Raw genomic sequence first — 14,436 nt, 5'->3', positions numbered from 1 at the left:
AAACATGAGCTTGCAATTTAGCGTACTTGCGAGCGGGAGTACGGGAAATGCGTTTTATCTTGAAACAGAGGATCACGCATTTTTGGTGGACGCCGGTTTGAGCGGGAAAGCCATGGACGGGCTAATGGCGCAAATCGGGCGTAAGCTGGATGATGTAGACGGCATTTTTGTGACGCATGAGCATAGTGACCATATTAAGGGCCTCGGCGTGGTCGCCAGAAAGTACAAGCTTCCGATCTATGCGAATGAGAAGACATGGAAAGCGATGGAGAATCAGATCGGCAAAATAGACACCGATCAAAAGTTTGTGTTTCCGATGGAGACGGTGAAGTCGTTCGGCGGACTTGATGTCGAATCGTTTGGCGTCTCCCACGACGCAGCGGAACCGATGTTTTATGTATTCCATTATAACGGCCGAAAGCTCGCATTAATGACAGATACGGGATATGTCAGCGACCGGATGAAAGGCATCATCCGCTCAGCGAATGTGTTTGTGTTTGAAAGCAATCATGATGTTGGGATGCTGCAAATGGGAAGATACCCATGGAGCATTAAGCGGCGGATTTTAAGTGACGTCGGGCACGTTTCCAATGAAGATGCTGCCTTGGCGATGACTGATGTCATTGGCGACGAGACGTCTCGTATATACCTGGCGCATTTGAGCCAGGACAACAACATGAAGGAGCTGGCGAGAATGTCTGTGCAGCAGACATTGGCTACTAAAGGATTTGTGACGGGTGAGACATTTGATTTGTATGACACCGATCCGAAGAAGGCCACTCCGCTTTGCGCTGTATAATTTTTCTATGTAAATCATGACTATTATAGGAGCTTCTAACCCACAATATAACCATATTAACGTTCTTGGAAAGGATGGAATATGGTGGATTACGATCGTGAGGAAGAACATACTACTCCTGAACAGCCAAAGAGAAGCAAAAAAGGATATTTTCTTTCTAGTCTGATTGGCGTGATTGTCGGTGCCGTATTAATGGCGTTTCTCATGCCGTACTTTTCAAATGAAGGGTTAGATACGGGTGCCTTAGATCAGCAGCAGAACAACAACAATGGCCGGGAATCAATCAGGACGGTGAATGTCAGTGTCAACAATGCGGTCACCAAGATTGTCAGCAATGTGTCGCCTGCCGTTGTCGGCGTTGTGAACATCCAAAAATCAGACATTTGGGGAGAGAGCGGTGAGGCTGGGAGCGGCTCCGGTGTCATCTATAAGAAAAATGACAACTCTGCTTATGTCGTGACCAACCATCATGTCATCGAGGGCGCTTCCCAAATTGAAATCAGCTTGAAAGACGGCTCGCGTGTATCGGCTGAACTTGTCGGCAGTGACCAGCTGATGGATCTTGCCGTTTTACGGGTGAAAAGCGATAAAATTAAAGCAGTCGCCGACTTCGGTAATTCAGATAAAGTCCAATCTGGTGAGCCGGTTATCGCAATCGGGAACCCGTTAGGCCTTGAGTTTGCAGGTTCTGTCACACAGGGCGTCATCTCGGGTACGGAGAGGGCAATTCCTGTGGATTCAAACGATGACGGACAGCCTGACTGGAACGCAGAAGTCCTGCAAACAGATGCGGCCATTAACCCTGGGAACAGCGGCGGCGCTTTGTTAAATATGGATGGGAAAGTCATTGGTATCAATTCAATGAAAATTGCCGAATCGGCGGTTGAAGGGATTGGCCTGTCGATTCCGTCTAAGCTTGTGATCCCTGTGATAGAGGATTTAGAGAAATACGGCAAAGTCAAACGTCCGTTCCTTGGCATTGAGATGAAATCGCTAAGCGATATTGCAAGCTATCATTGGGATGAAACATTGAAGCTTCCTAAGGATGTCACCAATGGAGCGGTTGTGATGGGTGTAGATGCCTTCTCACCTGCCGGAAAAGCAGGGCTGAAGGAACTGGATGTCATCACGGAATTTGACGGATACAAAGTAAATGATATTGTTGATCTGCGGAAACGGCTTTATCAGAAAAAAGTCGGTGACCGGGTGAAGGTGAAGTTTTACCGCAGCGGTAAAGAAAAATCCGTTGACATCAAGCTTTCCTCCGCAGATCAATTAGGAAGTTAGCTAAAAACAGTCTGGCACCGTTGCCAGACTGTTTTTTATGCAAAAAAACTGAACGGGGGTCACGCCCGTTCAGTTGAACAAGGATATATCGAATATGAAGAAAAATACAAGATGGATGTTACACGTGAAACAGCAGGCAATGCCTGTTAACTGTAAATGCTTCCGTTTTCAGCATTGACTTTAATGGTTTGTACTGTGTGGTTGCTGGCTGTGATTTTAATGATGTACACATAGATGCCGTTCTCTTTCTTCAATGCAGAAGACTTGACTGTACCTTTGCATTTGTTCGCCGCAGCTCAGTCTGCTTGCGAAAGAAAGAAAACTGCAGCTGCTGCTTGAGGATCACGCTGAAGCCGTTTTTGACCGGGATAAGATGAAACAGGTCATTCTGAATGTGGTTTACAACGCGGTGCAGTTTACAGATGAGAAAACCGGCGCCATCACCATCTCGCTGCAAAAAGACCATGGTGGCGTTATGCTGATGATAGCGGACAACGGCACAGGCATCGCGCCGGAGCATTTGCCGCATTTATTTGACCGGTTTTACAGGGCAGACCCATCCCGCTCCCGAAAATATGGAGGTTCGGGACTGGGGCTTGCCATTACGAAGTCGATTATCGACAGCCACAATGGGACGATTGAAGTAAAAAGTGAAATCGGCAGAGGCACTGTTTTTCTGATCAGGCTTCCTGCGCCGGAATAGGGTTATGATTCGGCAGGCGGTTGAGAAAATTTCTTCAGCCTGTATTGGAGGCTTTGTCTGCTGATGCCAAGCTCCTGAGCAGCTTGCGAGATGTTATGGCCGTGTTTTCTTAACACGTTCTCAATCACGTATTTTTCGAAGCTCTCCATTTTTTCCTTTAAGTCCGCGGCCGGCTGGTGTCTTGGTGTTTCAGGCTCCGGGATGTCAGCCTGCTTGATTTTCATGCGGTATTGATAGGGCAGATGAGAAGCCGTAATCGTTTGCTCGTCCGTCATGAAATTCATTGCGCCTTCGATCATATGCTCAAGCTCACGTATATTTCCCGGCCAGTCGTAGGATAGGAAAAATTGCTTCACATCTTCGCTGATGTGTTCGACATTCATTTGGAACAGGTGGTTGTTTTTCTGGATGAACTCCGACGCGAGAAGCAAAATGTCTTCCTTTCGTTCCCGAAGCGGTGGGATAATGAGCGTCACGACGCTTAGCCTGTAATACAAGTCCTTCCGCATTCGTTCGCCCGCAATCGCATCAATCGGGTCTTCGTTCATCGTGGCAATAATACGCACGTCAATCGGTGTATCCTTTGTCGAACCAATGCGCCTGATTTTCCGTTCTTGAAGGGCGCGCAGCAGCTTCGCCTGAAGACTGAGATTCAGCGAGTTGATTTCATCTAACAGCAGTGTGCCGCCATGCGCTTGTTCAAACAGGCCGGGCTGGTCTACAGCGCCGGTAAACGCGCCTTTTTTCGTTCCAAACAAAATGCTTTCCACAAGGCTGTCTGGCAGTGCCGCGCAGTTTTGTGAAATAAACGGGCCTCCTGAACGATCGCTGCCGTTGTGGATACTTTGCGCAAACAGCTCTTTTCCAGTGCCGGTTTCGCCTGCGAGAAGGACAGATGATGACGTCCGCGTTGCCCGCTTGGCGTTTTCGATGACGTCTTGAATGGCCGGACTGGTGCCGAGAATGCTGTCAAACGTATAGGTTGTGTTACCTTTTTTGTTCATATTCTCCCTGATCAGCCGTTCAAGCTTTGTCACATCCTTGGCAATTTCGACTGCGCCCCTGATCTTGCCGTCCTTGACGATGGGATATGTATGATTAATCGTCGTAATTTCCTGCCCTTTATTATTGAAATAGCTCTGTTTGACGTTTTTAATCGTTTTGCCTTCCTGAAGGGCCTGTACAAGCGTGCTGTCCTGCTGTTTTGAAAACATAAACACATCCATCAGGTTTTTATTCAGGACGTCATGCTTCTCCATATCTTCAATTTGCATCATTTTATTGTTATAAACGATCGTGTTTCCGTGCTCGTCTACCACGTGCAGGCCAACATCGATTTCATCCAAAATGCTTTGAAACACTAACGTGAGGAACTCGCTGTCTTTGACCACTGTATGAACCTCCCTCAATTATTTTCTTAATATTGCTTCTATTTTATAAAAGAATGGAGAGGATATGCAAAAGAATTTTGCACTTGCTAAAATTTTTGCTCGAAATATCTGAATGTTTTTGCACCTTGTCCACGAAATTTGTAGAAAACACACGAAATCTTGATTTGGCACAGAACTTGCATTTATAAAAAGGGAAAGCAGGATAACATGTTGAAACAGAAAACAAGGGGGAATTCAAATATGCCAGCTTTATCTAAATCCAAAGAAATTATTGATCAGACGTCTCATTATGGAGCCAACAATTACCACCCGCTCCCGATTGTCATTTCTGAAGCGCTGGGTGCTTGGGTAAAGGACCCGGAAGGCAATGAATATATGGATATGCTGAGTGCTTATTCTGCGGTAAACCAGGGTCACAGACACCCGAAAATTATTCAGGCATTGAAGGATCAGGCTGATAAAATCACCCTCACATCACGCGCGTTTCACAACGATCAGCTTGGGCCTTTTTACGAAAAAACAGCTAAACTAACGGGCAAAGAGATGATTCTGCCGATGAATACAGGAGCTGAAGCGGTTGAATCTGCGGTGAAAGCGGCAAGACGCTGGGCTTATGAAGTGAAAGGCGTAGCCGACAATCAAGCGGAAATTATCGCATGTGTCGGGAACTTCCACGGCCGGACGATGCTGGCGGTATCTCTTTCTTCTGAAGAGGAATATAAAAGAGGATTCGGCCCGATGCTTCCGGGAATCAAATTAATTCCGTACGGAGATGCGGAAGCGCTTCGTCAGGCGATTACGCCGAATACAGCGGCATTCTTGTTCGAACCGATTCAAGGCGAAGCGGGCATTGTCATTCCGCCTGTAGGGTTTTTGCAGGAAGCGGCGTCGATTTGTAAGGAAGAGAATGTTCTGTTTATTGCTGATGAAATTCAGACGGGTCTTGGACGTACAGGCAAGACGTTTGCCTGTGACTGGGACGGCATTGTTCCGGATATGTACATCTTGGGTAAAGCGCTAGGCGGCGGTGTATTCCCGATCTCCTGCATTGCGGCGGACCGCGAGATCTTAGGCGTGTTTAACCCTGGCTCACACGGCTCCACATTTGGCGGAAACCCGCTTGCCTGTGCAGTGTCTATCGCCTCATTGGAAGTGCTGGAGGATGAAAAGCTGGCGGATCGTTCTCTTGAGCTTGGCGAATACTTTAAAAGCGAACTTGAGAGCATTGACAACCCTATCATTAAAGAAGTCCGCGGCAGAGGGCTGTTTATCGGTGTGGAATTGACAGAAGCCGCACGCCCTTATTGTGAGCGTTTGAAGGAAGAAGGGCTTTTATGCAAGGAAACGCATGATACAGTCATTCGTTTTGCACCGCCATTAATCATTTCTAAAAAGGATTTAGATTGGGCGATAGAGAAAATTAAGCACGTGCTGCAAAACGCATAATTCCGCACCATGGCGGGATATTCACTTCGTTTGTATAAATTTACAACAGAAAAATAAGCACTCCCTATTTGCTCAGCTACAGTATTTTAGTATAATGTATCTTTATGAGAAGAAGTGAATTTTATATTAAATAGATAGAGACTCTTTGGACAGCAAACTGGGATATGCACCATGTAGATGTTCCAGCTTAGATCCAATACAAGTTGCTGAAGGGGTGCAGAATGTGAATACAAACCAAGATAACGGAAATCAGCTCCAACGGACAATGAAATCACGCCACTTGTTCATGATTTCATTGGGCGGAGTGATCGGAACCGGTTTCTTCCTTGGAACCGGATTTACCATTAACCAGGCGGGACCGCTCGGCGCGGTTCTGTCCTATTTAGTGGGCGGCTTTATCATGTTTTTGACCATGCTTTGCTTAGGGGAGCTGGCGGTCGCCTTTCCTGTGTCGGGGTCCTTTCAGACCTATGCGACAAAATTTATCAGCCCGGCCTTCGGGTTTGCGTTCGGCTGGCTGTACTGGCTCGGCTGGGCAGTTACATGCGCTATTGAATTCTTATCAGCGGGACAGCTGATGCAGCGTTGGTTTCCGCATGTGGAGGTCTGGATTTGGTGTCTTGTATTTGCGGCACTGATGTTTTTACTAAATGCGATAACCGCGAAAGCCTTTGCAGAATCTGAATTTTGGTTTTCCGGGATTAAAATCTTGATTATCCTTTTATTTATTATTCTCGGCGGAGCTGCCATGTTTGGCCTGATTAACCTGAAGGGTGGAGAGCAGGCGCCGTTTCTGACACATTTTTATGAAGACGGGTTATTTCCGAACGGCATAAAGGCAATGCTGATTACGATGATTACCGTGAACTTTGCGTTTCAGGGAACTGAGCTGATCGGGGTTGCAGCAGGAGAAAGTGAAGACCCTGAAAAAACAATTCCGCGGTCCATCAAACAGACAGTATGGAGAACACTTGTCTTCTTTGTTCTTTCCATCGTTGTCATTGCCGGCATGATTCCGTGGAAACAGGCTGGAGTCGTGGAAAGTCCGTTTGTTGTCGTATTTGAGCAAATCGGAATCCCGTATGCTGCTGATATCATGAACTTTGTTATATTGATTGCACTCTTATCTGTTGCGAATTCAGGTTTATACGCATCGACACGTATCCTGTACGCGATGGCGAATGAAGGACAGGCCTTCAAAGCGCTGGGCAAAACAAATCAACGCGGTGTGCCGATGTACTCGTTAATCGTAACGATGGCTGTGGCCTGCCTGTCACTTCTGACAAAATTTGCGCAGGCTGAAACCGTATATATGGTGCTATTATCATTGGCGGGCATGAGCGCACAGGTCGGCTGGATTACGATTTCGCTTTCCCAAATCATGTTCAGACGCAAATATATCCGTGAAGGCGGCAAGACAGAAGACCTGAAATTCAAAACACCGCTGTATCCGGTGCTTCCGCTGGTTGGCCTGACGTTAAATACGGTCGTTCTCATCAGCCTTGCATTTGATCCAGAGCAGCGTATCGCGCTGTATTGCGGCATACCGTTTATGATCATTTGCTACATCATTTATCATGTCGTCATTAAAAAACGCCAGCAGGCAAATCGTCAGCTAGAGCTTTAAAAACGTTGTCCGCAAGTCATCTTTGTTATAACCCGCATAAGGACATTATCTTATATGTTGAGGTGGAATCACAGATGGATAAAACGATTTCGGTTATTGGAATGCCAATGGATTTAGGACAAGCACGACGCGGAGTGGACATGGGACCGAGTGCCATCCGGTACGCCCATTTGATCGAGAGGCTGTCAGACATGGGCTATACGGTTGAAGATCTCGGTGACATTCCGATCAGCCGCGAAAAGATCAAAAACGATGAAGAATTAAAAAACCTAAATTCCGTATTGGCGGGAAATGAAAAGCTCGCTCAAAAGGTCAACAAAGTCATCGAAGAGAAAAAATTCCCGCTTGTCCTGGGCGGCGACCACAGTATTGCGATCGGCACGCTGGCAGGCACAGCAAAGCATTACGATAATCTCGGCGTCATCTGGTATGACGCGCACGGCGACCTGAATACACTTGAAACATCACCATCAGGAAATATTCACGGCATGCCGCTTGCCGTCAGCCTCGGCATCGGCCACGAGTCACTGGTTAAGCTTGAAGGCTATGCACCTAAAATCAAACCGGAAAACGTCGTCATCATCGGCGCCCGGTCACTTGATGAAGGGGAGCGTAAGTATATTAAGGAAAGCGGCATGAAGGTGTACACGATGCACGAAATCGACCGTCTCGGCATGACAAAGGTGATCGAAGAAACCCTTGATTATTTATCAGCATGTGACGGCGTCCATCTCAGCCTTGATCTGGACGGACTTGATCCAAACGACGCACCGGGTGTCGGAACCCCTGTCGTGGGCGGCATCAGCTACCGGGAGAGCCACCTGGCTATGGAAATGCTGTATGACGCGGGTATCATTACCTCAGCTGAATTCGTTGAGGTCAACCCGATTCTTGATCACGAAAACAAGACTGGCCAAACAGCAGTAGAGCTCGTAGAATCCCTGCTAGGGAAAAAGTTGCTGTAATAAGAAAACCCCCGCATCCCGCGGGGGTTTTTCATTTATCCAATCATTTTCTCAGCGACTTTTATCTCCTGTGAATGGGTTTGATGATCTGCAATAAACCATCCAGATAAAATCACCGCTGCGACGCCTGCACCAATCAGAAATTTTTTCATTTATATAACCTCCGTTCGTTTGATAAGTTCTTCAATTTGTAATGCTTCATAAAAAAAGTGGGCAGCTTCTTTGTAAAGCTCATATTCCCTATACCGTTCGCCAGCCAAAATGGAAAGTTCTCTTACACTGTCATACTCTTTCTCGGACACCAAATCATCCATATATTGTTTGCATAAGTGAAACGTTTCCGCATGACCTCCTTTTGCATAAATGGCATACAAAATGTCTATTTTTGCCTCACATATTCTATTCGGCTCAGCAGTCAATTTTTCCTTCACATCTTGGTAATAAGATAAGGCCTGTTCTTTCTTTTTGATCTTAAACAGCTCTCGTATGAGCAAGTAGACAGAATGATAGTAATAGGCAGAGCAGGCGTATTCTTCGTTCTGTAAGGCCTCTTCTAATTTGGAGACCGCCTCTTCGGACTTGCCGCTTTGCGCATGAAGAAGGCCGAAGTTATGCAAAAGCTGGGCTTCAAAAAAATGATCCTCTAATTCTCTCGTGATCCGAATTGCTTCGTCCAAATATGTTTCAGCTTCTTCAAACTGCCCAATCTCGGTAAAATTGCCTGACATGGTGATCAGCGCTGAAGCCAGTTTCTTTTTATAATCAGTCTCTTCCCTGAACGTTTTAACTGCTTGCCGTGTATGGTTGAGGGACACAATATTTTGTCCCAGCTTATAATAGAGCTTTCCGACCTTCAGGTGAAATTCGGCTTTCTCAATCGGATCGGGAATGTTGTCGAGATACTGCTCTGCATCTTTATACAGCCCAATGGCAATGTCATAATTATTTTTATAGGCCTCATACATGCCTTCAAACAGAAAAAAGTAATATTTCAGCATGTCAGACGTAGCATTCATATGAGAAGGCTCCTCATGCTGAAAGCCCTGTCCTCTCGCCTCGTGAAGCAAAACCTTGTGTCGCAGTTCCAGCAAGGAGAAGTAGGCAAGAACCTCCTGATCCTCTTCCATGTCATCCAATAAAGGCTTTACTTCTTCAAATAAACGGGAGGACTCTTCAACTTCATGTTTCTTGATGGCAAGGTACCAATCGTTGAGCATGTTAGCGATTTCTGCGGGTGCAATCTTATTCATTTGAAACTCCTTTCTCTAGTGACTTATCAATCTCAGTTGCTTATTCTGATAGTAACACCTCTTTCTATTTTATGTAAAATCCTCTAGTCAATATATAAAGGAGAGATGAGATGACAATCATGCTGACCCCTATGCAGACAGAAGAATTTCGGTCTTACCTCACATACACGGCCAAGCATTACGCGGAAGAAAAGGTGAAGGCGGGAACATGGCTGCCTGAAGACGCATTGCTTTTGTCTAAGCAGACCTTTTCTGATCTGCTTCCGAGAGGGCTGGAAACACCCCATCATCATTTATGGAGCCTTACGCTGAATGAAAAGGAAATCGTTGGGTGGCTCTGGATACATGCTGAACCGGAGCATCCGCAGCAGGAAGCGTTTATTTACGATTTCGGGTTATATGAACCGTACCGTGGCAAGGGCTACGCAAAGCAAGCATTAACGGCTTTAGAACAAACGGCACGAAGCATGGGAATCCGGAAGCTGTCCCTCCACGTCTTTGCCCATAATCACACAGCACGGAAGCTATATGAGCGGACCGGATTTCAAGAAACGGACGTGGTCATGAGCAAGAAGCTTTAATAAAAAGGGCCTGAAAAAGGCTTTTTTTTGCGGACAGACTTCTGTAAATGATTTCTAAAAATTCTGTAAATCACCTAGTTACTTTCCTTATTTTCCTAATATAATGTGGGTGAGGAAATCACCTTTCCTACATTCACAAGAAAAGAGGAGATGTAATGAAGTTGAAGAAACGGTTGTCAATGTTTTTGGTAGCGCTTACAATGTGTGGCGGCCTGTTTGCTTCTCCCGCCAAAGCCGTAAAGACCACAAACTATGCTGAAGAAATCGCCGCACTGCAGCCAGGCACGACACCGGAAGAGATCATGAAATCCGCCAGCCAGATTGCCAAACAGCAGCACGTAAAGCAAGACGTTATTCTAGAACAGTTCTATAAGGAAATCACAGCTGATAAAGCTGAAGGAGACCGGCTTGAGGAAAGCGGCATGTCCATCATGGGCGGATCATCCGGCACGAAAAAACTCCCGACAAGCGCGAAAGGCAATATCTATTACACCAACTCCTACACAGCCTACTACAATCATGGCCACGTCGGCATGTACTCCGCCGCTGACAAAATTGTTGAATCTGTTCCGAGCGACGGCGTCAGGCAGATCGCTTATAATGCCAGAGACGTGGAAGATAACTCCATCGTACAGACAGTCAATGTCACTTCTTCACAGAAAACATCCGCTGCCGACTGGGCGGTATCAAGAGTCGGCGACCCATACTCATTTAACTTCGTCAATAATAGAAATACCGGCCATGACGGCGCGAAAAACTGTTCGAAGCTCCTATGGTCTGCATTTTTACTGAAAGCAGGCATTGATATAGACAGCAACGGAGGCTTAGGCGTATATCCGCGCGACATCACAAGCTCTTCGTATACGACAACCATCATGACCATTTACTAAGGAGAAGGATATGAAAAAGTGGATGATCACCATTGCCATGCTGATTCTCGCAGGAGTCGCACTATTTGTCTTCATTTCTCCTCTCAAAAGCCATAAAGCCGTGAGTCAGCAGGATCTCAGAGACCCCGATTTTCTTGTTGATAAAGAAGTCCTGCTGTATTTCTCATCCTCTGCGGATCAAGATGCATTTGGCGGCGGGAAAAGCTATGCCCTGTTTATCAGCCAAGACGGGTCACTGTCTTCATTTAAGATGAAGGGCCTTGAGCTAGGGTCAGCCAAGGTACACGGCGACAGTGTGATGCTGGAGGATAAAAACACGATTTTCACGATCAAAAATGGCTTGCGCTCCTATAAAAGAGCCTATCAGCACACAGGTGACAGCGCGGGCTTTCTGCAAAACACGAACGGCTTTTACACACTCTACAACTCCGGTTACGACAAAAAAGGAGACGGATACCGCTCAGAGCTGTACCGCCAGATGGACGGAGAGTGGAAAAAAGATATCATCCCCTCCTACATCCGGGCCTCCGGTTTTCATGACGGCGCCATTTACGCACTCGTTCCGACAGATGACGAAAAAGGCTATCAGCTCCTTCAGATTCAAGCAGATCAGAGGAAGCTCACCTATCACACCATAACAGAATGGCAGTACCGGGAAGGAGCCTCAGTCGAATCCCAGCTTGCTGTGGACGACCAAGCTGTTTATGCCATTGTTCGCGGCCAAAAGGCGCGCAATCTTTATCAAATGGTCAAGACCAACAAGAAAAGCGGAAAAGTAGAGCTTCATGACATCGCCGAATACAAAAACGACGAACAAACGATATACAGCTCCATGCCCTTCAGCTTCAAAAAAAGCTTCTTCTCTTATGGGTACCTGTACTTCATTGACGGCTTCGGAAAGGCATATAAAATCGATGCAAAGACAGGAAAAACAAGCAATGCATTCAACCTTTCGCCGGAAAAAATGAAAGCTGATTTCAAAGAAATCACCCTAAAAGACAGCAGCCTCTATTTCTTCACATACACCTACAACCAGCCTGCAACCATTGAACAATACAGCCTGAAAACCGGAAAGAAAGTGAAAGAAAAAGAGATTAGGAAGGTAAAGGATGTCGTGACACCGAAGAGTCATTTGAAGCTGTATGATTTTGAGGTGATGAAGGGGTTTTAAGGGCAAGGAGGTTAGTATGGGAGCCATCGCTGTGTTATTATTTGGTTTTCCGATCATCGCAGGTGTATTTGGTATAGCGGGTCATTTTTTATTTAAGAGATTTTGGGTGGCGCCGCTCATTGTCCTTATCGCGAGTTTGATATTGTTGTTTACGTTAGCTTCGGGCAACAGTTCTTTCATGTTTTGGGTTGTACTCTATACGGCAATTGCGTTAGTAACCAGTGTTGTCACATTATTTCTCAGGAAATGTTTTTTCAACTAGCGCTGCTTAAAAAGAGACTGGTGAAGTCTCTTTTTCTTTGATACATATATATGTATGAGTCTGCAATTAACTGCGGGTAAGGTATAGGAAACGAATGTAAAGGAGGAATTACATGCACACCAAACGGGTCATTCTTCTGGCAGTGATCATCGGCATAATCTCGACGGCTGTTGTGTTCCTGCTGAATGGAGGAAAAGCGGACTGGTTTGACCTCATCGGAACCATTATCGGCTGCACTCTTGGCATTTTTGTTGTTTTAAGAATGCAGAAAAAACAAACGTAAAACAGGGAAAGGGTCATGCCGAACCGAAGTCATGTGCTAGGGCGAAGAGTCCAAAAACATGAATGGGAGGAATGGCGTTGACTGGAAACAAAGCGGTTGTGTACAAAGGCAAAGGGACTGTAGCGGTGGAGGATATCGGTTATCCGGAGTTAATCTTGAAGGACGGGCCCGGCGTCCCGAAGGCGAATGTGAATCGAAAATGTGAGCATGGGGTAATTCTCAAAGTCATTACAACCAACATTTGCGGGAGCGACCAGCATATGGTCAGAGGCCGCACAACGGCGCCTGAAGGCTTGGTGCTCGGGCATGAAATTACCGGAGAAGTCATTGAAACGGGGCGTGATGTTGAATTTATCAAAAAAGGCGATATCGTATCCGTTCCTTTCAATATTGCCTGCGGACGCTGTGTGATGTGCAGAACGCAGAAAACGCATGTGTGCCTGAATGTCAATCCGGACCGGCCGGGATCGGCTTACGGCTACGTCGATATGGGCGGCTGGGTCGGCGGCCAGTCTGAATACGTCATGGTACCGTACGCCGATTTTCAGCTTTTGGTATTCCCGGATAAAGAACAGGCGTTAGAAAAAATTCTCGATTTGACGATGCTGTCCGACATTTTTCCGACCGGCTTCCACGGGGCGTACACAGCGGGCGTGCAAACAGGATCGACCGTCTATATCGCAGGAGCGGGACCTGTCGGCTTAGCAGCTGCACACTCCGCGCAGCTTCTTGGCGCTTCTACAGTCATTGTTGGCGATTTGAACGAAGACAGGCTGGCACAGGCGAGAAGTTTCGGCTGTGAAACGGTTAACGTGCAAAAACACGACCGCCTTGGCGAACAAATTGAACAAATACTAGGTGAATCAACCGTTGATGCCGCAGTGGACTGTGTCGGCTTTGAAGCATCTGGGCACGGCAATCAAGGAGAAGCGCCAGCCGCCGTGCTGAACTCAATCATGGACGTCACCCAGGTCGGAGGCAGCCTTGGCATTCCAGGCTTATACGTGACCGAAGATCCCGGTGCAAAGGATGCGGACGCCAAAACAGGCTCACTAAAAATCCGATTCGGACTCGGCTGGGCTAAAGCCCATACCTTCGTCACCGGACAAACGCCCGCCATGACATACAATCGCAATTTGATGAAAGCGATTCTGAGCGGCAGAGCGCAAATCGCAAAAGCCGTCAACGCCACCGTCATTTCTCTGGACGACGCGCCAAAAGGCTACAGCGACTTCGACAAAGGCGCAGCCAAAAAATTCGTCATCGACCCGCATGGGACATTGAAGTAAAAGAAAAAGCCGGACGTTCTCAGAACGCCGGCTTTATTGCTGGTAATCTGTTTCTTCAAAGCGGTTTCCCGTTTCATTCTGTACGATGAATTCCCCTGCGATTTTGTCCAGTCCAATCAAAATATAAGGGTTTTTCTCATTTACCGTAGGAGCTGTTTTTCGTTTCACAGTTACAATCGTTTCTTTAGGTGAGAATTTGACGTCTGACACCTCAAGCTTCTTATCTTTCTCGCTGCTTCCGAGAGACACAATAACCATCTTTCTCCCTTTTGAAATGGTGAAGACTTGATATCCTTTCACGTCATCATGCATTTGGAGATAAGTAACGTATATTTCTAAGTCTGGACTGCCTTCACCGATTCGATCCTTCTCCAACACCCAATAAGACGGCTGACACCCAGCAAGCAGCAACATGATCACAAAAAGCCAAACCCATTTGAGCTGCAAATGTAGACCTCCCCACACATCGGTTACATCCAAACTAACATACGG

General features: G+C 46.6%; 15 protein-coding genes and 3 pseudogenes. 13 read left to right on the top strand and 5 right to left on the bottom strand.

The window, feature by feature from the left end; all coding sequences use genetic code 11:
• Positions 1-4: 4 nt before the first annotated feature.
• From RAC86_RS04670 to RAC86_RS04660, 3 genes and pseudogenes are all read left to right on the top strand, one after another.
• Positions 5-799 carry an MBL fold metallo-hydrolase gene (locus tag RAC86_RS04670; RefSeq protein WP_014115842.1) on the top strand — a complete coding sequence of 265 codons (795 nt, stop codon included), beginning with the start codon at positions 5-7 and terminating at the stop codon, positions 797-799.
• 81 nt (positions 800-880) lie between these two features.
• Entirely contained in the window at positions 881-2,086 is a 1,206-nt protein-coding gene (gene htrC, locus RAC86_RS04665; RefSeq protein ID WP_061187129.1) for a serine protease HtrC, read from the top strand.
• A gap of 20 nt (positions 2,087-2,106) precedes the next feature.
• Positions 2,107-2,236 (top strand): annotated as a pseudogene (locus RAC86_RS04660) (hypothetical protein).
• Here the strand turns inward: RAC86_RS04660 and RAC86_RS04655 are convergent.
• A pseudogene (locus tag RAC86_RS04655) lies at positions 2,233-2,379 on the bottom strand (PepSY domain-containing protein); the annotation flags it as partial. The pseudogenes RAC86_RS04660 and RAC86_RS04655 sit on opposite strands and share 4 nt — an antisense overlap.
• Between RAC86_RS04655 and RAC86_RS04650 the strand changes: the two are divergent.
• Positions 2,379-2,789: pseudogene (locus RAC86_RS04650) on the top strand (sensor histidine kinase); the annotation flags it as partial. The pseudogenes RAC86_RS04655 and RAC86_RS04650 sit on opposite strands and share 1 nt — an antisense overlap.
• A gap of 2 nt (positions 2,790-2,791) precedes the next feature.
• On the opposite strand, the gene rocR reads toward RAC86_RS04650, so the two are convergent.
• Positions 2,792-4,180, bottom strand: coding sequence for an arginine utilization regulatory protein RocR (rocR, locus tag RAC86_RS04645; RefSeq protein WP_072565582.1), 1,389 nt, complete (start codon positions 4,178-4,180; stop codon positions 2,792-2,794).
• Between the two features lie 240 nt (positions 4,181-4,420).
• Here rocR and rocD point away from each other — a divergent pair, with 240 nt between their 5' ends.
• The 3 genes from rocD (at position 4,421) to rocF (ending at position 8,218) form a co-directional block, all read left to right on the top strand.
• Positions 4,421-5,626, top strand: coding sequence for an ornithine aminotransferase (gene rocD, locus RAC86_RS04640; RefSeq protein WP_072565581.1), 1,206 nt, complete (start codon positions 4,421-4,423; stop codon positions 5,624-5,626).
• A 223-nt stretch (positions 5,627-5,849) separates the two neighbouring features.
• Positions 5,850-7,253 carry an amino acid permease gene (locus RAC86_RS04635; RefSeq protein WP_061187133.1) on the top strand — a complete coding sequence of 468 codons (1,404 nt, stop codon included), beginning with the start codon at positions 5,850-5,852 and terminating at the stop codon, positions 7,251-7,253.
• Between the two features lie 74 nt (positions 7,254-7,327).
• Entirely contained in the window at positions 7,328-8,218 is an 891-nt protein-coding gene (rocF, locus tag RAC86_RS04630) for an arginase (protein ID WP_014115833.1), read from the top strand.
• Positions 8,219-8,253: 35 nt separating this feature from the next.
• On the opposite strand, the gene RAC86_RS04625 is transcribed toward rocF, so the two are convergent.
• The gene (locus RAC86_RS04625; RefSeq protein WP_061187134.1) at positions 8,254-8,370 is read right to left on the bottom strand and encodes a Phr family secreted Rap phosphatase inhibitor; all 117 of its coding nucleotides are present in this window, start codon (positions 8,368-8,370) and stop codon (positions 8,254-8,256) included.
• Positions 8,371-9,468, bottom strand: coding sequence for a response regulator aspartate phosphatase RapG (rapG, locus tag RAC86_RS04620; RefSeq protein ID WP_061187135.1), 1,098 nt, complete (start codon positions 9,466-9,468; stop codon positions 8,371-8,373). It abuts the gene before it with no gap.
• A gap of 110 nt (positions 9,469-9,578) precedes the next feature.
• Here rapG and RAC86_RS04615 point away from each other — a divergent pair, with 110 nt between their 5' ends.
• The 6 genes from RAC86_RS04615 to fdhA all read left to right on the top strand — a co-directional run bounded on the left by RAC86_RS04615 (position 9,579) and on the right by fdhA (position 13,944).
• On the top strand, positions 9,579-10,049 hold the full coding sequence (locus RAC86_RS04615) for a GNAT family N-acetyltransferase (protein ID WP_072565580.1): 471 nt from the start codon (positions 9,579-9,581) through the stop codon (positions 10,047-10,049).
• Between the two features lie 155 nt (positions 10,050-10,204).
• Entirely contained in the window at positions 10,205-10,939 is a 735-nt protein-coding gene (locus RAC86_RS04610; RefSeq protein WP_072565579.1) for a YiiX/YebB-like N1pC/P60 family cysteine hydrolase, read from the top strand.
• A gap of 10 nt (positions 10,940-10,949) precedes the next feature.
• Positions 10,950-12,110, top strand: a complete 1,161-nt coding sequence (locus RAC86_RS04605) for a hypothetical protein (RefSeq protein ID WP_072565578.1) — start codon at positions 10,950-10,952, stop codon at positions 12,108-12,110.
• Positions 12,111-12,126: 16 nt separating this feature from the next.
• Positions 12,127-12,372 carry a DUF2651 family protein gene (locus tag RAC86_RS04600; RefSeq protein ID WP_072565577.1) on the top strand — a complete coding sequence of 82 codons (246 nt, stop codon included), beginning with the start codon at positions 12,127-12,129 and terminating at the stop codon, positions 12,370-12,372.
• 112 nt (positions 12,373-12,484) lie between these two features.
• Entirely contained in the window at positions 12,485-12,655 is a 171-nt protein-coding gene (locus RAC86_RS04595) for a hypothetical protein (protein ID WP_014115827.1), read from the top strand.
• 62 nt (positions 12,656-12,717) lie between these two features.
• On the top strand, positions 12,718-13,944 hold the full coding sequence (fdhA, locus tag RAC86_RS04590) for a formaldehyde dehydrogenase, glutathione-independent (protein WP_072565576.1): 1,227 nt from the start codon (positions 12,718-12,720) through the stop codon (positions 13,942-13,944).
• A gap of 33 nt (positions 13,945-13,977) precedes the next feature.
• Here fdhA and RAC86_RS04585 read toward each other — a convergent pair whose 3' ends face one another.
• Positions 13,978-14,391, bottom strand: coding sequence for a hypothetical protein (locus RAC86_RS04585; protein ID WP_072565575.1), 414 nt, complete (start codon positions 14,389-14,391; stop codon positions 13,978-13,980).
• Positions 14,392-14,436 lie beyond the last annotated feature (45 nt).

Source organism: Bacillus sp. LR_5 (assembly GCF_042709275.1).
The sequence above is the reverse complement of the archived record's forward strand: the minus strand, read 5'-3'. Positions and strand labels throughout refer to the sequence as shown.